Below are 18022 nucleotides of genomic sequence, written 5' to 3' on the forward strand. Positions count from 1 at the left end.
CAGATGTGGCCTCGACCACACACTAGGTCGCAGAGCTCATCGTTCGGAGACGAATCGTCGATTCGCGGAGCCGGACGGCTCGCCGTCCTCAGCCCTGGATCGATTTCACCTCCAGAAACTCCTCGAGTCCGAATTGCCCTGCCTCACGGCCGATCCCGGACTGCTTGTATCCGCCGAACGGCGCATCGAGATTCATTCCAGCGTCGTTGACCGCGATCTGGCCGGCACGGATCTTGCGTGCGACCTGCTGAGCGCGCTCGGTCGAACCCGACCACACGCCACCCGCGAGGCCATAGATGGTGTCATTGGCGATCTCGATCGCCTCGTCCTCGGTGTCGTACGGCTCGATGGCGAGCACCGGACCGAAGATCTCTTCGCGATGGATGGTCATCTCGCGCGTCACGTCGGAGAAGATGGTCGGCTGCACGAAGGCGCCGTCGCCCGCTCCGGGCTCGGTCTGCCCGCCGGTGACGACACGCGCCCCCTCGTCGATGCCCTTGCGGATGAATCCGAGCACCCGCTCCTGCTGGTTTCGCGACGACAACGGTCCGAGCACGGTGGACTCGTCGGTGGGGTCGCCGACCGGGATCGACTCGACGACGGCTTTGGCGATGTTCTCGACCTCGGTGAGCCTTGACCGTGGCACGAGCAGACGGGTCAGCGCTGAACAGGTCTGGCCGGAGTTGAGCATCGCGGCCTGGACCGCGGCGGGGACCGCGGCCGACAGGTCGGCGTCGTCGAGCAGCACGTTGGGGCTCTTGCCCCCCAGCTCGAGGGAGACACGCTTGATGGTTCCCGAGGCGAGTTCACTCACCCGTCGCCCGGCGCGGGTGGATCCGGTGAAGCTGACCAGGTCGATGTCGCGATGCGACGCGATGGCCTCACCCACGTCGGGACCGGTGCCGAACACCACATTGAACACACCTGGCGGAAGCCCGGCGGCCTCGACGATCTCGGCCAGGACGATGGCGTTGAGCGGAGTGACCTCACTTGGCTTGACCACGACCGTGTTCCCGGCCGCCATTCCGTATGCCGCCTTCAGGGCGATCTGGTGCAGCGGATAGTTCCACGGCGTGATCGCCCCGATGACGCCGTAGGGCTCTCGGACGATCGTGGAGCCTCGGTACTCCTGTTCGAACTCGAACTCGGACAGGATGGCCGAGGCCTTGGCGAAGCTGTTGATCGGCAGCGGCACCTGTGCGGCGCGGGCGAACGACAACGGCGACCCCATCTCGCTGGAGATCAGATCCGCCAGTTCGTCCGCCCGTTCGGTGAGGCCCTGGGCGATGGCGCCGAGGAACTGCGCGCGCTCGGCCGTCGGCGTCGCCGCCCACCCGTCGAAGGCGGCCCGCGCGGCGGCCACCGCGCGATCGACATCGTCGGCGGAACCGGCGGCCACCTCGGCGATGATCTCGTCGGTCGCTGGATTGGTGACCGGCAGCAATGAACTGCCCGTGGACGGGACCCATTGGCCGTTGATGAAGTGATCCTTGTGTGTCCGCATGGTGAGACTCCTCGGTAGTCGTCGTAGGCCATCGCGCTCGGTGCGGTCGGTTCCACCCCGGCTCGAGTGGTTTCATCGAGCTGACTGCCCAACTGTGATGCCTGTCACGTCAGTCACGGTCGAGCGTATGGTCGGACATCGGGGTGGCGACATGCCATCCGGGGCCAGAAGCCCGACAATTGCGGCCACCGACGTGTGGGTCGGCTGTCCCAAAACTGCAGGTGGCGGCGGCGGGTGATTGCCGTCCAAGCGGATCGTCGTGATACTGATCACAAGTAGGGCTCGCGCGAGGAGAGGATCACGGCGTGACGATGACCGTCGACGCGGACGGGGGACGGTATGACTCCGATCCCGACGACATCGTGTTCGCGAGGATGCCGGATCCCTGGGACCACCCTCGGACCACCGCGGGCGTCGCGATCATCTGCGATTGGGCGCAGGAACGCGGATGCGCGCCTGCCCAGTTGCTGCGCGGCAGTGGCCTGACCCCCGACTCGCTGCGGGATGCGACCATTCTGATCGAGGCGCAACAGGAGATCGTGGTCATCCGCAATCTGCTCGCGGCCTTCAGTCATCATCCGGGAACCGGCGCCGAGATCGGTCGCGAGTATCACCTCACCTCCTACGGCTACTACGGGTATCTGTTGCAGGCCTGCGAGGTCGTCACCGACATGGTGCGGTGCGGCCTGAGGTATTCCCCGCTGACGTTCGCCTTCGCGACGATGACCGGGGAACTCGTCGGCGACGACTCCTGGTCGCTGGTCGCCCGCACCGACGGCGTCCCCGGCGACCTGGCGTCCTTTGTCATCGAGCGGGACCTGGCTGCCAGTGTGCAGATGCAGCGGGAGCTGTTCGCCGGCACCGGGGTGACGCCGCTCCGGGAGGTGCGCTTCAGCCATCGAGTCGACGGTGCGGCCGCACGGATGGCCTACCAGGATGTCTTCGAGGTCCCGGTCGGTTTCGGCTGCGCGCGCAGCGAATTGATCTTCGATCGCTCGTATCTGGATCTCCGGCTTCCGATGGCGAACCCCCACACCGCCGCCGTGTTCATCGAACAGTGCGAGCGACTGCGCGCGGAACGATTGCACGCCAACGGAATCGCCGGTCGCGTGCGCGCATACCTGATCGACCGTCCGTCCTTGGACTGCACCCTTGAGGAGTGTGCAGCCGACCTGCACTACTCGGCACGTACTCTGCGCCGGTCCCTCACCCGCGAGGGCACCTCCTACCGTGCAATCCATGACGACGTGCGGCGCGGACTCGCCCACGATCTGATGCGCGACACGACGCTGCCGCGGACACAGATCGCCGAGAGGCTCGGGTACCGGGATTGGTCGAGCTTCTCGCGGGCCATGCGGCGCTGGGCGGGCTCGGCGTCGCAGGCGTGACAGTCATCGGCGTCCGATCCCGGCTCGTAGCCGCAGGGATCGGACGCCGAATCATATTGCTTCTCAGACCAGTTCGAAGCCGTGATATCCGGTGACCGCCACCCCGTCGAGGATCTGCTGGTAGACACCGACACCGCCGACGAACGGCAGCGCGGCACGCGGTTTGCCGGGCACGTTGGCGCCCATGTACCAGGATGGCGCCTGCCCGAGCAGCGTCATGTCGGCGGCGTCGTTGGTGGTGTTCACCCAGTTGTCCTCGGCCGCCACGTCCGGTTCGATGCGCGTGAGTCCGTGCTCGTGCAGGTACTCGAGCGCGGCGCTGATCCACTCCACGTGGGTTTCGATGGACGTGACCATGTTCGACAGCACCGAGGGGCTCTGCGGCCCGGTGACGGTGAACAGGTTGGGGAAGCCCGCCGACATCAATCCCAGATAGGTCCGCGGGCCGTCGGACCACTTGTCCCGCAGCGTCTGTGCGCCGTGGCTGATGTCGATCGCCTCGAGTGCCCCGGTCATCGCATCGAAGCCGGTGGCCAAGATGATCACGTCGAACTCGTGCTCGGTGTCGCCGGCCAGGATGCCTCGGGGGGTGATGCGCCGTATCGGCTGCTCGTTGACGTCGATCAGCGCCACGTTGTCCTGGTTGTAGACCTCGTAATAGCCGGTGTCCACGCACATCCGCTTGGCGGCGATCGGATAGGTCCGCGGTGTCAACTTCTCGGCCACCGCCGGATCGTCGACCTTCTCGCTGATCCGGTTGCGAACGTACTCGGCGGCGCGGGCGTTGGCTTCCTCGTTCTGCAGCAGGTCGCGGAACGACTGCTGAAAACACAAGCCGCCGTTGCCGTATCGCACCTCGAGTTCCGACCGGATACGTACGTCGTCGAGATCCTCGAAGAACGGCGGCAGTTCGTCACCGCAGGGAAATCCGCCAACCGACAGCCGACTCTCGGCCCTGAAGTCGTCGTAGTGGGTTTTCAGCTCGGCCAGTTCCTCGTCGATCCGCCGGTTCTGCGCCGGCACGGCATAGGTCGGCGTCCGCTGGAACACGGTCATCGACCCCACGACGGGTGCGATGGCCGTGATGGTCTGCACTCCCGACGATCCTGTCCCGATGACCGCGACCCGCTTGCCCGCGAGGTCCGCGCCCCCGGCGGGCCAGTCCCAGGTCCAGTGGACATCCCCGGTGAAGTCGTCGAGCCCGTCGAACGTAGGGGTCAGCGGCTTCGACAGGCATCCGGTGGCCGCGACCACGAAACGTGCGCTGATCGTCGATCCGTTGCCGGTGGTGGCCGTCCAGCAGTCGTCGGCGTCGTCGAACACCAGGGACTGCACCCGGGTGTCGAAGGTGATGTCCTTGCGCAGATCGAGCCGGTCGGCGACATGTTCGAGATAGGCCAGGATCTCGGGCTGCGCAGCGTAGCGCTCGGACCAATTCCATTCCTGCTGCAGCTCATGATCGAACGAGTAGGAGTAGCCGATGGATTCGATGTCGCACCGCGCCCCCGGATAACGATTCCAGTACCACGTACCGCCCACCTGTGGCCCGGCCTCGACGATCTGAGCGTCGAAACCGAGCTGCCGGAGCTTGTGCAGCTGGTAGAGACCGGAGAACCCGGCGCCGATGATGAGTACGTCGCGGTCAGGCATCGCTGGTTGCCTCCTTCTGCGCTGATGTCGCGCCCGGTGCGGTGGAAGAGTGGTGGTCGATGAAGGCGCGGATGTGCTCGGACACGAGCCCGATCCCGGTCTCGTAGCCGGGCAGGATGTTCGCCATCTGGAAGTAGATGTGCATCTGCCCCTCGGCCTCGGCCAACGTGACCGGGACGCCGGCCTCCTCGAGCGCCCGGGCATATGCCACGCCTTCGTCGTGCAGCGGATCGTATTGGCACACATACACCAGCGCGGGTGGAAGACCGGAGAGATCGGGGGCTCGCAGCGGGGAGGCGTCGGGATGGGTTCGGGCCTCTCGGTCGGGCAGGTAGTGGTCCCAGAACCAGATCATCGTGTCCCGGTTCAACATCAGCTGGTTCTCCGGGTCAACGTAGGAGGGCGTGTCGACGTCGCAGTCGGTGACCGGATAGACCAAGGCCTGATAGTCGATACTGGGGCCCTCGCGATCACGCGCCCACAGCGTCATGACCGCAGCGATGTTGCCGCCCGCGCTGTCGCCCGCGACGATCAGGGGCGCGCCGGGTTCGGCGAACTCCGCCGCGTGCTCGGCCGCCCAGCACAAACCGATGTAACTGTCGTCGATAGCCGTCGGGAACCGGTGTTCCGGGGCCTTGCGGTAGTTGACGAGCACGACCGTCGACTGCGTGCGATTCGCCAGGTCGCGGCCGAGGTGGTCGTACTGCAGGTCGATGTCGCCGAGGACCCAGCCGCCGCCGTGGAAGTAGACGATGACCGACTGCGGCTCCCCCTCCGGGATCAGCGCCCGCACGCGGAAGCGCTCGCCGTCGACACCGTTGAGCTTGAGGTTGCGCACCTCCGCCACCTCTGGGCCGCGCCCACTCATACCGGCGAAGATCGGCCCGGTCATCCGGGCCAGTGCCGGTGTCTGTTCGCTGATCGGGGGTTGTCGCTCCTCGGCGAGCTGCTGCAGTAGACCCTGCGATACCGGTTCGAGTGGCATGCGTTCTTCTCTCCCTCGTCCGTCGGGGCGTCCCGGACATCCGCAACGCCTGTGACCTCGGTCACGTTCTCAAGGTATGGGTTCACGGTTACGTGCCGACAGCACAGAAGCGGCCAAAAGTCGGTAGTTCGGGCCACGCTGCGATGACTATGTAGTGTCGAGGCATGCATCTCAACGGGGTAGGAATCTGGAGTTCGCCACTGCGATATGGGGATCCGGGCGAGGCTGCCGAGGCCGCCGCCGAGCTCGACGAGCTGGGCTTCACCGCTCTGTGGATTCCGGACGTCGGCGGGCCGGTCCTCGACTCGGTCGCCAATCTGCTGGGGGCCACGAAGAAAGCGGTCATCGCCACCGGCATCCTCAACATGTGGATGCACGAACCGAGCGACGTCGCCGCCGCGCATGCGCGCCTCACCGGCGAACACGGTGACCGGTTCCTTCTCGGGCTCGGCATCAGCCACGCCCCGCTGATCGACGCTCAGGAGGCAGGCCGCTACCGCAAGCCGCTGGCGACCACCAAGGCGTTCCTGGACGGACTCGACGACGCAGCTGCGCCTGTTCCGACCGACAGCCGCGTGCTTGCCGCGCTGGGGCCGAAGATGCTCGACCTCGCCGCGGAACGTAGCCGTGGCGCCCACCCGTATCTCGTGACACCGTCACACACCGCCATCGCCCGCGAGGCGCTGGGAACCGGGCCCCTACTCGCTCCGGAGCAGACCGTCATCCTGACCACCGATCGTGAGGAAGCACGCTCGATCGGCACCAAATGGCTGCGCGGCTACCTCGCCATGCCGAACTATGCCAACAATCTCCGGCGACTCGGATTCACCGACGAGGACCTCGAAACGGTCAGCGACAAGCTGTTCGACGCGATCATCGCGTGGGGCGACGAGTCGGCGGTCCTGGGTCGTATCACCGAACACCGTGACGCCGGCGCCGACCACGTGTGCGTGCAGGTACTGACCGACGATTTGCGTGCGCTGCCGCGCGAGCAGTGGCGACGGTTGGCCGACGCGTTGCGCTGAACAACCCACGATTGCAGGTGCGTGACGTCGAGCTGCAACTACCCTCGGTGCCCATGGCCGAGAACTGGAACCTCGAGACGTTGAAGGCCCTTCGAAGCGCGGTGTACCGGCGCGATCGTGGCGATGTCGCTGATCTGATCCGTGGGCATCCTGTCGGGGATGTCCTGCAGACGATCGGTGACGTCGCGGTGATCGCTGTCGAAGACGGTGCGCCCGGGTGGCCGGAGTTGGCGGCGCAGTGTATTGCTGCGCTGCGCGACCGGGGGTGGGCCGGTGACGTCGACCTCGCGGATCAGCTCGACGCCGCGTCGGCAGCAACCCCGCCGGCCCTCCGGTCGTTGCCTGTTGAACTGGAGGAACTGTGCTCGATCCTCGAGGGCGATCTGATGAACAGCGGAGGGATGATCGACCTCCGGACCGGGCAGACATGGCCTGACGTGGTCCTCGAGGACAGCGGCGAAGAGGTCTTCGACGAGGACGAACTCGAGGATTCGACCCGGTGGTTGCACGTCGAGTCCATCGGCTCACGCGACGGCTACCGCGACATGGTTGACTTCGCCGGGACGATCACCGACCCGAGACTTGCCGGCCAGCTCGATGTCGCTCTCGACGGCCGGGGCGCCTTTCGTCGCTTCAAGAACGTGTTGTCCGAGGCGCCAGAGGAATTCACTCGTTTCATGCTGTTCTCCGACGAGCGCAAACTCGGCCGGGCGCGCGAGTGGTTGGCCGCCGCGGGTTATCGCGTCCGACTGGAATCGCGACGGCCGTGACACGCCTTTCGGGAATATCCCCGAGACACATGCATTGAACCGAGCATGAGCACACGTGAGATAACACTCGACAACCTGCAGGACACCATCGGCCAGGAGGGCATCGTCATGCTCGACTTCTGGGCAGGATGGTGCGGTCCGTGCAAGATGTTCGCGCCGGTGTTCGAGAAGGCATCCGAGGCCAATGCCGACATCGTGTTCGGCAAGGTCGACACGGAGGCCGAGCAGCAGCTCGCCTCGGGTTTCGGGATCCGGTCGATCCCCACGCTGATGGCGTTCCGAGACGGCGTGCTGGTCTTCAATCAGGCAGGTGCGCTCCCGGCAGCCCAGCTCGACGAACTGATCGGCGCGGTGCGCGGCCTCGACATGGATCAGGTGCGCGCCGAGATCGTCGCAGCCGAGCAGGAGCAGTCCGGCAGCTAGAGTCCCGCACCGGAAGAGTGGCGTAGCCGCGCGGCCTCCCGCGTCAGGTGGTCGCGCTCGGCGACACTGAGGGCGGCGCGGGCGGCCTCCGCGTAGAGCTCGGCCGCCGCGCTGATGTCGCCCGCTCGTTCATGTAGATAGGCGGATGCGGCGACGCGACGCGGCAGATCGTGGGGTACCTCGGCCAGGGCCGCGAGACCGGCCGCCGCGCCGTCGGCCTCTCCGACGGCCACCGCCCGATTCAGCCGCACCACGGGGCTCTCGGTGAGTGCGAGTAACTCGTCGTACCACTCGACGATCTGCACCCAATCCGTTTGCGCGGTGCTGGGGGCGTCGGCGTGGAGCGCGGCGATCGCAGCCTGCGCCTGATACTCGCCGAGTCGGTCGCGGGCCAGTGCGGTCTGCAGAATCGTCACCCCCTCGGCGATCTCGGTGGTGTCCCACAGCGATCGGTCCTGATGCGCAAGGGGCACAAGGCGCTCCCCATCGACGACCCGTGATGCGCGCCGTGAATGATGGAGCAACATCAGGGCGAGCAGGCCGGCGACCTCGGCGTCGTCGGCCACGGCGAACAGTTGCCGGGTCAGGCGGATCGCCTCCGATGCGAGGTCGACGTCTCCGCTGTATCCCTCGTTGAACACCAGGTAGAGCACCCTCAGGACGGTCCGGAGATCGCCGGGGGTGTCGAGAGGTAACCCGGAGAGCTTGCGTTTGGCACGGCTGATCCGTTGGGCCATGGTCGATTCGGGGACGAGATACGCTTGCGCGATCTGCCGTGTGGTCAGTCCGCCCACGGCCCGGAGGGTCAATGCGGTGGCCGACTGCGGTGGCAGCGTCGGATGCGCGCAGAGAAAGTACAGGCGCAGAGTGTCGTCGGATGTCGGCACCGGGCCCGCCGCAGGTTCCATATCGACGACGAATTCCCGGTTCTGCCTGGCGGTTTCGCTCCGCGCCGCGTCGAGGAATTTCCGCCAGGCCACCGAGATCAGCCACGCCTTCTCGTCGCGCGGCGGGTCCTGCGGCCAGGTCTGCAGTGCCCGGATCAGAGCGTCCTGAACGGCGTCCTCGGCCGACGCGAAATCTGCGCCGCGCCGGACGAGGACACCGATCACCGCGGGCACCAGATCCCGCAGTACGGATTCGTTCACTCGGTCACCGTCGGCGGCGCCGAGAGGAACGGGCGCACCTCCAACCACTCGTGAATCGGCTCGCCACCGGGCCGGGCGCCGCCGACAGTTCGCCGGCCAGTTCGAGCGCACGATCCCAGGAGTCGACGTCGATCACCATCCAGCCGGCGATGAGGTCCTTGGTCTCGGCGAAAGGGCCGTCGGTGACGGGTGGGCGGCCCTCACCGTCATAACGCACGAAGGCACCATCCGGTGCCAACGCCTGCGCATCGACCATCTCTCCGGACTTCTCCAAACGGTCCGAGAAGTCGCGCATGAACTGGATGTGTGCGTTCACCTCGTCGGGTGCCCACTGGTCCATCGGTGGGAAATCGACGGTCGGTGTCGGCCCGCCGCGATAGTGCTTGAGCAGTAGGTACTTCATGGTCGCTTCTCCTTCTGGTCGTGCGGCCGGGTGACCGCTCGTACCCCTGGGACGGAGCCATCACCACATTCTCGACAGGATCGTCGTCACGAGTCGAGGACTTCCGAACCGCATCGACCGAATACAACCGCCGCAGCCCCGATCCGGGACTGCGGCGGCAGAGGTTGCGCGACGTGGAGCTCAGCGGGTGCTGTACGTCAGGCAGTTGGCGGTATCAGAACTCTCGCCGGCACCGATCCGAACTGCTGCGGCGGTGCATTCGAGATTCTCGTTGTGAACGCAGTCGGCACGCTGGCACGCGCCCACCTGTGGCGACACGACGTCGAGTCCACCCCGGGTGGACAGGGGTATGAACGTCGCGCAGTCGGCGGTGCCGTTGTGGCCGGCGACATTGATCGCGAAGGCGTGGCAACCGTCGTGATTGTAGGAACACGCAGTGACCGTGCATTCCGTGACATGCGGCATTTCGAGGGTGGCCATACTCACTCCTGGGCTGAAGGTGCTGGGCCGACGCCGCGTAGGCGTCTACCGATCAGCCTAGGGTCGTACAGCACCTTGCGCCAGCAAGTTGAGCCTGCCCTCACCCATCGGATAGTTAACTGAGGCAACCCTTTTCGTTCCCAGTCGCCGGGCGCGCGCCCAGCGATCGCCGGTCAGCTGCCGCGGTTCTCGCCCAGTTCGTCGACGATCGGATTCACGGGGATCTCGCGTTCGCCGGCAGCGAGCCCGTCCTTGGTGTGGTGACGGTGCTGCTGAGCCTTGTCGGATGCGGATCGCTCGTCGGCGGTGTCGTCCACCGGGACGGCCGCCGACACCTCGGCGAAGTTCTGATAGGTCTCGAGCGGAATGCTGCGCAGCGCGCGAATCGTGGCGGTGCCGGCCCCGGCGTGCTCGGCCTCGGCGAGCAGCTGCTCCTTGTCTGCCGGATAGTCGACGGCGTCGAGAGCTTCCTTGAGCACCCGTGTCCGGGTCGTCGTGGTCATCGATCTCCCTCGCTTCCCGCGCCCGAAGGCGCCTTGTGACATCCGCGTACCCCACCGAGCTACCACGACCGACGGCATCCGAAACCTCGGCGAGGTCGACGGACGGCGTCCGTACTGTGGGATGTGTGAACGACACGCGACGGTGCCTCGTCACGGGCGCCACCGGTTACGTCGGCGGGCGACTCGTCCCACGACTCCTTGCTCGGGGGCATCGCGTGCGGGCCCTGGCCCGGACACCGTCGAAGATCGCCGATGCGCCGTGGACGGCCGACCCCCACGCCGACATCGTGCGCGGCGACCTCTCCGATCGGGCCTCGCTCGAGGCGGCATTCACGGACGTCGACGTCGTCTATCACCTGGTGCATTCGATGAGCACCGATGCCGATTTCGCCGCGGAGGAACGGCGCTCCGCCGAGAACGTGGTGGCCGCCGCCCGCGCATGCGGTGTCACGCGGATCGTGTACCTCGGCGGGCTACATCCCGAGGGCGTCGAGTTGTCCGAACACCTCGCCTCGCGTGCCGAGGTCGGTCAGATCCTCATCGACTCGGCGGTCGAGACGGTCGCGTTGCAGGCCGGCACCCTGATCGGGTCCGGTTCCGCATCCTTCGAATTGATCCGGCATCTCACCGAACGCCTACCGGCGATGACCACCCCCAGATGGGTGCACAACACCATCCAACCGATCGCCGTCGAGGATGCGCTGCACTACCTCGTCGAGGCGGCCACCGCCCCTGTGCCCGAATCGCGGACCTGGGACATCGGCGGGCCGGACGTACTCGAGTACGGCGACATGATGCAGATCTACGCCGAGGTGGCGGGACTGCCTCGCCGCCAGATGATCGTCCTGCCGTTCCTCACACCGACGATCGCGAGCCGATGGGTCCGATTCGTCACACCCATTCGGGGCAAGATCGCCCGGCCGCTGATCGAGTCCCTCGAATGTGACGCGATCTGCCGCGACCACGACATCGACGACGTGATACCCAAGCCGACCGGCGGGCTGATGTCGTACCGGACCGCGCTCGAGTCCACCCTCGACCGGGTGGCCCGTGGAGCCGACGCGGTCGATTGGTCGTACGCCACTGCCGACAGCGCCGCAGCCGAACCGCTACCCACGGACCCGCCGTGGTCCGGGGAGGAGAGGTTCGAGATGGTCGAGCGCAAGGTGGTGAAGCGCCCTATCGATGACGAGTGGCAGCGAATCCGGGGCTCGGTGGGGGCCGGGTGGGGCCTCGTCGAAGCAGACCAACCCACCCACCTCCGCGTCCGCAAGGACAACGGACTCCCCGGCCGCGCTTTCATCGACCACACGCTGACCCCATGGAGCACGGCCGACGACGAGGTGGTCGAGATCACCTCCACGTCCACGTTCTTCCCTCGGGGGCTGGGTGGTTTGCTGTATTGGCGGCTCGGTACGCCCCTGCGCAGGCTGGGAATCGGTCGCGTAGACCCGTTCCGATGACGCCCAGACCCGAGGGCGAAAGGGGTTTCTCTGAACCGGTCGGTGCACACAACGCCACCACCGACGTGATACTGGTAACGCCGGGACAAAATCCCGCACACCGCAGACGCGACCAAGAACTGGAGTTGAGAAGAGAATCATGAGCGCGGAGAAGCCGACAATCATCTACACGCTGACCGACGAGGCGCCGATGCTCGCGACCTACGCCTTCTTGCCGGTGATCCGCGCGTTTGCCGATGCCGCCGACATCAATGTCGAGACCAGCGACATCTCTGTGGCCGCGCGTATCCTCGCCGAGTTCCCGGATTACCTGACCGAGGAGCAGCGCCTCCCCGACAACCTGGGTGAACTCGGCAGACTGACGCAGCGGTCCGACACCAACATCATCAAGCTGCCCAACATCTCCGCGTCGGTGCCCCAGCTGCTGGCCGCGATCAAAGAGCTGAAGGAGAAGGGCTACGACCTGCCCGACTTCCCCGGTAGCCCGAAGACCGACGAGGAGCAGGAGATCCGCGACCGGTACACCAAGTGCCTGGGCAGCGCGGTGAACCCGGTTCTGCGTGAGGGCAACTCTGATCGACGCGCCCCCAAGGCCGTCAAGGAGTACGCCCGCAAGCACCCGCACAGCATGGGTGAATGGTCGATGGCCTCACGGACCCACGTCGCACACATGACCGAGGGCGATTTCTATCACGGTGAGAAGTCGATGACCGTCGAGGGCGACCGTGAGGTCAAGATGGAGCTGATCACCGACTCCGGTGAGACGCTCGTCCTCAAGCCCAAGGTGGCCCTCACTGACGGCGACGTCATCGACAGCATGTTCATGAGCAAGAAGGCGCTCGTCAAGTTCTACGAGGAGCAGATCGAGGACGCCTACAAGACGGGGGTGATGTTCTCGCTCCACGTGAAGGCCACCATGATGCGTGTTTCGCATCCGATCGTCTTCGGCCACGCGGTCAAGGTGTTCTACAAGGATGCTTTCGCCAAGCACGGAGACCTGTTCGACGAACTGGGTGTGAACGTCAACAACGGTCTGTCCGATCTCTACAGCAAGATCGAGTCGCTGCCGAGTGCGCAGCGCGAAGAGATCATCGACGACCTGCACAAATGCCATGAGCACCGGCCCGAGCTCGCGATGGTCGATTCCGCGCGTGGCATCTCCAACTTCCACTCACCCAGCGACGTGATCGTCGACGCGTCGATGCCGGCCATGATCCGCGCCGGCGGCAAGATGTACGGTGCCGACGGACGTATGAAGGACACCAAGGCGGTGAATCCGGAGTCGACCTTCTCCCGGATCTATCAGGAGATGATCAACTTCTGCAAGACCAACGGCGCGTTCGACCCGACGACGATGGGCACCGTGCCGAACGTCGGGCTGATGGCGCAGAAGGCCGAGGAATACGGCTCCCACGACAAGACCTTCGAGGTCCCACAGGGCGGCACGGCCAACATCACCGACCTCGAGACCGGCGAGGTGCTGCTGACACAGACCGTCGAAGAGGGCGACATCTGGCGTCTGTGCATCGTCAAGGACGCGCCGATCCAGGACTGGGTGAAACTCGCCGTCACGCGGTGCCGCGACTCGGGGATGCCGGTGCTGTTCTGGCTCGATCCGTACCGACCGCACGAGAACGAGTTGATCAAGAAGGTGCACAAGTACCTTCCCGACCACGACACCGAGGGCCTCGACATCCAGATCATGTCGCAGGTGCGCGCGATGCGATACACCCTCGAGCGGGTCATCCGTGGCCTGGACACGATCTCGGCGACCGGCAACATCCTGCGCGACTATCTCACCGACCTCTTCCCCATCCTCGAACTCGGCACCAGCGCCAAGATGCTGTCGATCGTGCCGCTGATGGCCGGCGGGGGTCTGTACGAGACCGGCGCGGGAGGCTCGGCACCCAAGCACGTCAAGCAGTTGCTCGAGGAGAACCATCTCCGCTGGGATTCGCTCGGTGAATTCCTGGCACTCGCCGTCAGCCTGGAGGATCTGGGTAAGAAGGCCGACGACAAGCGGGCCACGATCCTGGCGAAGACATTGGACACCGCCACCGGCAAGCTGCTCGAGAACGACAAGGGCCCCTCGCGTACCACCGGTGAGCTCGACAACCGGGGAAGCCAGTTCTACCTCGCCATGTACTGGGCGCAGGAACTCGCGGCGCAGACCGAGGACGAGGAACTGCGTGACCGGTTCACCACCCTCGCGCAGACCCTCGCCGACAACGAGGACACGATCGTCAAGGAACTCAACGGTGCGCAGGGAGAAGCAGCCGACATCGGCGGCTACTACTTCCCGGTTCCGGACAAGGCCGCGGCGGTGATGCGGCCGAGCAAGACCTTCAACGACGCTCTGTCCGCGGCACGCGACTGAGATCGAACGTGACGTGGGGCGTATCGGAATTCCGATACGCCCCACCTTTTTTCGATCCGGTAGCCCGGGACCTCAGTGCCGTCCGCGTGCGATGACCTTCGCGCGGGCGGCCTCGGCCGCAGCGAGTTCACGCTGATACAGCATGCCGTAGGTGAATCCGTTCTCTCCGCGGCGTACACCGGCTCGAGCGCCCAATCGGCGCAGCGATTCCGCCGCGACCGCGGCATCCTGGTGCTCGCCCAGGATGGTCTGGATCTTCTTGTACTTCTTGACCTGCGCCTTCCCCTGCTTCTTGCCCAACACCGGGCGTCCGAGTTCGCTCGCGTAGCGGGCGCGTTTCGCTGCCTTTCGGGCCCGGTGAAGGTCTTCGGGAACACCCGTGCCGACCGCCTCGGTCAGTCGTTTGTCGGCCTTGCGGTCGGCACGTTCGACGATCTTGCGCAGCTGTTTGGTCCGCACCCGGGCGTCGACGAACGGTAGTCCACGATCCCAGGCGACCAGCATCTCCAGCAGGTCCCGGTAGCGGTCCGACACCATCGCCTCGGCAACCTTCGCCCGGTGCTCGGCCTGCTCGTCGGCGAGCTCGTCGTCGATCTTCTTCTCCACCGGACCGAGCACCATTTCGGCCGCGATGGCGTCGAGTGCCCGGACGAACCGCGCCCGCTGTACCTGCCGGTCGCGTACCTCGCCGAGTAGACCCGCGAACCACTTGAGTTCGTCGTCGGCACCGGCGATCACCTCCGCGTCGAACAGCTTCGCCGACGTACGCAGGGTGCTGCGCAGACGCCTGATCGCCACGCGCGTGTCGTGGATCGGGTCCTCGCCCAATCTGAGTGCGACGTCGCCGGCGAAGATCGCCGCGAGCTGTGTCCGCATGTATCGGGCAACCGCCTCGGATGCGGCCGAGCCGCGTCGCGGGGTGTCGAGTGGCGCATATCCCACTGCGCGTGCCAACTTGGTGGACGCGTCGGAAGGGCGTGCACCCACGTCGAGCAACCGGTTGCGGACCGACTTGGGAATGTCGCGTGACTGCGGGCCAAGTTCCACCTCGATCTCGCGCCACGTCGTGGCCGTGGCGACGGGGCCGGGCACGGTGGCCGACACCGTGTCGTCGGCGATCTCGTAGCGCAACCGCCCCTTGGTGTCGAGGTGGCGATGTCGGGTGCGACGGGTGTGGATGATCGCGGCGACGCCCAGGTCTCTGCCCAGGCGCAGACCCCACAGCATGTCCGCCACCTCGGTCGGCACCGTCGTCGAGTCGCCGTCGAACGTCGACTCGATCCGGCCGTCGTCCGTGGGCACCTTGACCTGCCATCCGTGATCACTCTCGTCACCCTCGCGGTAACGCAGCGTGACTCCGTGATTCAACAGATCGAGATCGTCGGTGTCGTAATAGGTGTTCGTCAGTTCGACCGTCTCCACGCCCTGGTCGGCGCCGGTCTTCACGTCGAAGGTCAGCGGGACATCCGGTTCGACATCCCACTTCGTCTCGCGTTCCACATGACTCTGCATCGCTATCAACTCCTCTCCCCTCGCTCGGGAGTTCACCGGGAGTCGGCAATCCAAACGTCCGAGAGCCAGAGACCTCGCCCCACAGGTAAGCCATACCTAACTCACAAGGTAATCTCATCGTCTGTTGGCCCACAGGAGGGCCACCGCCGGGCCGGTCTGACCGGCCGCCACGGAACGGATATGACGATGACGATTCTGCAACGCAGCCGGACCACGGTTGCCCGTGCCGTCCTGGGTGACGACGGCTATCGACGCGCGCTGCGCATCCTCAACGACCGACGGCAGCGGCCTCGTGTCGGCAAGGTCCGGTTCGGTGACCTCCGGCGCGTCGAGCCGATCTGCCGCGAGTACGGGTATGCCCGTGGTCGCCCCGTTGACCGCTATTACGTGGAGAGCTTCCTTGCTGCGCATGGCGACCTGATCACCGGGAGTGTGTTGGAGATCGGCGAACGAACCTACACCGAGGCTTTCGGGAACGGCGTGACCCGCTCGGACATGCTGCACGTCGATGACGTGACCGATGCCACCTACGTCGCGGATCTGACCGATGCGCCGCACGTGCCGAGCAACACCTACGACTGCATCATCATGACGCAGACGCTGCAGTTCATCTACGACACCAAAGCCGCGCTGCGCACCATCTACCGAATCCTCAAGCCGGGCGGGGTCCTGCTGTGCACCGCCCCCGGGATCAGCCAGATCGGCGACCCGGTGTGGAACTCCACCTGGTACTGGTCATTTACCGAACTGTCGGCGCGGCGGCTGTTCGGCTCGGTGTTCCCGCCAGGCGCCGTCGACGTCCGCACGTTCGGCAACGTACTGGCCGCCACCTCGTTCCTCCAGGGCATCTCCGACCGGGAACTCCGCCGCAGCGAGCTGGATGTGATCGACCCCGAATACCCCGTCATCGTCACGGTGGTGGCCCGGACGGCCGACGCCGGACAGCGCCGGTCCGTAGCCGGAGATCATGGAACTTCGCCTGTCTCACAAGAGCTTCCGAGCGAGAAACCCGGAATGGACTTTCTCCGCGACATCAGCGACGGCATCGAGATCTGGGATAACCGAGACGGGATACTGCCGGACCCCGAGATCGGCACGGATTGCCTGTACGTGAGCAACGTGCTCGAGCATCATTGGGACTGGCGCCGAGTTCTCGGCGACACGGTGCGCTCATTCCACAAACGCATGGTGCTCGTGATCTCGATTCCACTCGGCGACAGCGAGTTGCGACTCGACGACGAGCAGCCGACGCCGGTCCTGCAGCTTCCGCGAGAGGAACTCCTGAGCTATCTCGCCGGGATGACCGTTCGTGAAGAGCTCGTCGACACTCCCGGCGGCACGGGAACGATGACCGTTCTCCATGTGGAGAAGTAGCGACATACGGTGGGGGCTCAAGGTGCGCGCCCGCCGATGGCGGCGACGCGGCGGGGTGCTGATGTATCACCGCATCTGCGCGGAGGTCTGCGACCCGTGGGCCATCTGCGTGACCCCGGAAGCATTTGCCGAACAGATGGCCGTGCTCGCCGACGCGCGTGCTGCGGTCGATCTCGGTGCGTTCACCGACGACACGGCGTACACGCGGGCGGGCCGGCAGATCGCGGTCACCTTCGACGACGGGTACGTCGACAACATGACCGCCGCTTTGCCGGTGCTGGAACGCTACGAGATCCCCGCCACGTTGTTCCTCGTCGGCCGGGCCGTGGGCCGCACCCGTGAATTCTGGTGGGACGCGGTGGATCGTGCCGTGCTGCACGACGCGGCTCTCCCCGAGGTTCTCCACTTCCCATTCGGGAGCGGACCGCAGACGTACACCCTGCACGAGGCAGCCGGCGCCACCGTCACGAATGCCGGGTGGCGGGCCGACGGTCACGACCGACCGACTCCGCGCCAACGGCTTTTTCGGACGCTCTGGGACGCCATCGTCGTCCTGGAGCCCGCCGAGCAGGACGCGGCGGTCGATCACCTCCTGGCGTGGGCGGGACGGCCCGTCGAGGCGCCCGCGGCCCGTCGACCGATGGACGCCGAGCAATTCGCACGATTCGCCGCGCACCCGCTGATCACCGTCGGCAGTCACACGCTTGACCATGCGTCGCTGACCGATCTGACTCCGGAGATGCAGACCGAGCAGATCGTGGAGGGGCATCGGCGGGTGGCGGAACTCGCCGACAGTCGGGTCACCCGGTTCTCCTACCCGTTCGGTCGCTTCGACCGCAGCGCGATCCGCACCGTCGGCGAACTCGGAGTCGAGCTGGCCTGTACCAGCGTTCCCCTGCCTGCCACCCTTGCCGACGACCGGCGGGTCCTACCGCGACTGCACGCCACCGACATGGACGGTGACCGATTCGCGAGGTGGTTGCGCGACGACCACCGCCTGCTCGCCGCGCAGTAGCT

15 protein-coding genes and 1 pseudogene are annotated in these 18022 nt (G+C 66.0%); 8 read left to right on the forward strand and 8 right to left on the reverse strand.

What is annotated here, in order from left to right; all coding sequences use genetic code 11:
* Window positions 1-88 precede the first annotated feature (88 nt).
* Window positions 89-1504 (reverse strand): aldehyde dehydrogenase family protein, encoded by a 1416-nt coding sequence (locus tag VZC37_RS07700; protein ID WP_330431891.1) that lies wholly within the window; start codon window positions 1502-1504, stop codon window positions 89-91.
* Between the two features lie 311 nt (window positions 1505-1815).
* Here VZC37_RS07700 and VZC37_RS07705 point away from each other — a divergent pair, with 311 nt between their 5' ends.
* On the forward strand, window positions 1816-2892 hold the full coding sequence (locus VZC37_RS07705) for an AraC family transcriptional regulator (RefSeq protein WP_330432473.1): 1077 nt from the start codon (window positions 1816-1818) through the stop codon (window positions 2890-2892).
* A 63-nt stretch (window positions 2893-2955) separates the two neighbouring features.
* Here the strand turns inward: VZC37_RS07705 and VZC37_RS07710 are convergent, their stop codons facing one another.
* Both VZC37_RS07710 and VZC37_RS07715 read right to left on the reverse strand, forming a co-directional pair.
* Window positions 2956-4542: a flavin-containing monooxygenase gene (locus VZC37_RS07710; RefSeq protein WP_330431892.1), complete on the reverse strand. Its 1587-nt coding sequence runs from the start codon at window positions 4540-4542 to the stop codon at window positions 2956-2958.
* Entirely contained in the window at window positions 4535-5527 is a 993-nt protein-coding gene (locus VZC37_RS07715; RefSeq protein WP_330431893.1) for an alpha/beta hydrolase, read from the reverse strand. The genes VZC37_RS07710 and VZC37_RS07715 overlap by 8 nt, the downstream gene beginning before the upstream one ends.
* Before the next feature lie 164 nt (window positions 5528-5691).
* Between VZC37_RS07715 and VZC37_RS07720 the strand changes: the two genes are divergently transcribed.
* Genes VZC37_RS07720 through trxA form a run of 3 tightly spaced genes read left to right on the forward strand, consistent with a single transcriptional unit; the run spans window position 5692 to window position 7745 of the window.
* Complete coding sequence (locus VZC37_RS07720; RefSeq protein ID WP_330431894.1) at window positions 5692-6552, forward strand: LLM class F420-dependent oxidoreductase; 861 nt, start codon at window positions 5692-5694, stop codon at window positions 6550-6552.
* Window positions 6553-6569: 17 nt separating this feature from the next.
* Window positions 6570-7322 (forward strand): hypothetical protein, encoded by a 753-nt coding sequence (locus VZC37_RS07725; RefSeq protein ID WP_330431895.1) that lies wholly within the window; start codon window positions 6570-6572, stop codon window positions 7320-7322.
* A 45-nt stretch (window positions 7323-7367) separates the two neighbouring features.
* Window positions 7368-7745 carry a thioredoxin gene (gene trxA, locus VZC37_RS07730; protein ID WP_330431896.1) on the forward strand — a complete coding sequence of 126 codons (378 nt, stop codon included), beginning with the start codon at window positions 7368-7370 and terminating at the stop codon, window positions 7743-7745.
* Here trxA and VZC37_RS07735 read toward each other — a convergent pair.
* The 4 genes and pseudogenes from VZC37_RS07735 to VZC37_RS07750 all read right to left on the reverse strand — a co-directional run bounded on the left by VZC37_RS07735 (window position 7742) and on the right by VZC37_RS07750 (window position 10279).
* Window positions 7742-8893 carry an RNA polymerase sigma factor gene (locus tag VZC37_RS07735; protein ID WP_330431897.1) on the reverse strand — a complete coding sequence of 384 codons (1152 nt, stop codon included), beginning with the start codon at window positions 8891-8893 and terminating at the stop codon, window positions 7742-7744. The two genes, trxA and VZC37_RS07735, sit on opposite strands and share 4 nt — an antisense overlap.
* Window positions 8890-9296 (reverse strand): annotated as a pseudogene (locus tag VZC37_RS07740) (YciI family protein). The gene VZC37_RS07735 and the pseudogene VZC37_RS07740 overlap by 4 nt, the downstream one beginning before the upstream one ends.
* A 180-nt stretch (window positions 9297-9476) precedes the next feature.
* Window positions 9477-9776 carry a DUF1540 domain-containing protein gene (locus tag VZC37_RS07745; protein ID WP_330431898.1) on the reverse strand — a complete coding sequence of 100 codons (300 nt, stop codon included), beginning with the start codon at window positions 9774-9776 and terminating at the stop codon, window positions 9477-9479.
* 173 nt (window positions 9777-9949) lie between these two features.
* Window positions 9950-10279 carry a DUF2795 domain-containing protein gene (locus VZC37_RS07750; RefSeq protein WP_330431899.1) on the reverse strand — a complete coding sequence of 110 codons (330 nt, stop codon included), beginning with the start codon at window positions 10277-10279 and terminating at the stop codon, window positions 9950-9952.
* 125 nt (window positions 10280-10404) lie between these two features.
* Here VZC37_RS07750 and VZC37_RS07755 point away from each other — a divergent pair, with 125 nt between their 5' ends.
* Window positions 10405-11742, forward strand: coding sequence for an NAD(P)H-binding protein (locus tag VZC37_RS07755; RefSeq protein ID WP_330431900.1), 1338 nt, complete (start codon window positions 10405-10407; stop codon window positions 11740-11742).
* 139 nt (window positions 11743-11881) lie between these two features.
* Window positions 11882-14119 carry an NADP-dependent isocitrate dehydrogenase gene (locus VZC37_RS07760; RefSeq protein ID WP_330431901.1) on the forward strand — a complete coding sequence of 746 codons (2238 nt, stop codon included), beginning with the start codon at window positions 11882-11884 and terminating at the stop codon, window positions 14117-14119.
* 72 nt (window positions 14120-14191) lie between these two features.
* Here VZC37_RS07760 and VZC37_RS07765 read toward each other — a convergent pair whose 3' ends face one another.
* Window positions 14192-15631 carry a CYTH and CHAD domain-containing protein gene (locus tag VZC37_RS07765; protein ID WP_330431902.1) on the reverse strand — a complete coding sequence of 480 codons (1440 nt, stop codon included), beginning with the start codon at window positions 15629-15631 and terminating at the stop codon, window positions 14192-14194.
* A 180-nt stretch (window positions 15632-15811) separates the two neighbouring features.
* On the opposite strand from VZC37_RS07765, the gene VZC37_RS07770 reads away from it, so the two are divergent.
* Both VZC37_RS07770 and VZC37_RS07775 read left to right on the forward strand, forming a co-directional pair.
* On the forward strand, window positions 15812-17005 hold the full coding sequence (locus VZC37_RS07770; RefSeq protein ID WP_330431903.1) for a methyltransferase domain-containing protein: 1194 nt from the start codon (window positions 15812-15814) through the stop codon (window positions 17003-17005).
* On the forward strand, window positions 16992-18020 hold the full coding sequence (locus tag VZC37_RS07775; RefSeq protein ID WP_330431904.1) for a polysaccharide deacetylase family protein: 1029 nt from the start codon (window positions 16992-16994) through the stop codon (window positions 18018-18020). The genes VZC37_RS07770 and VZC37_RS07775 overlap by 14 nt, the downstream gene beginning before the upstream one ends.
* Window positions 18021-18022 lie beyond the last annotated feature (2 nt).

Origin of the sequence: Gordonia sesuvii (assembly GCF_036350415.1) — a bacterium.
GTDB classification, from domain to species: domain Bacteria; phylum Actinomycetota; class Actinomycetes; order Mycobacteriales; family Mycobacteriaceae; genus Gordonia; species Gordonia sesuvii.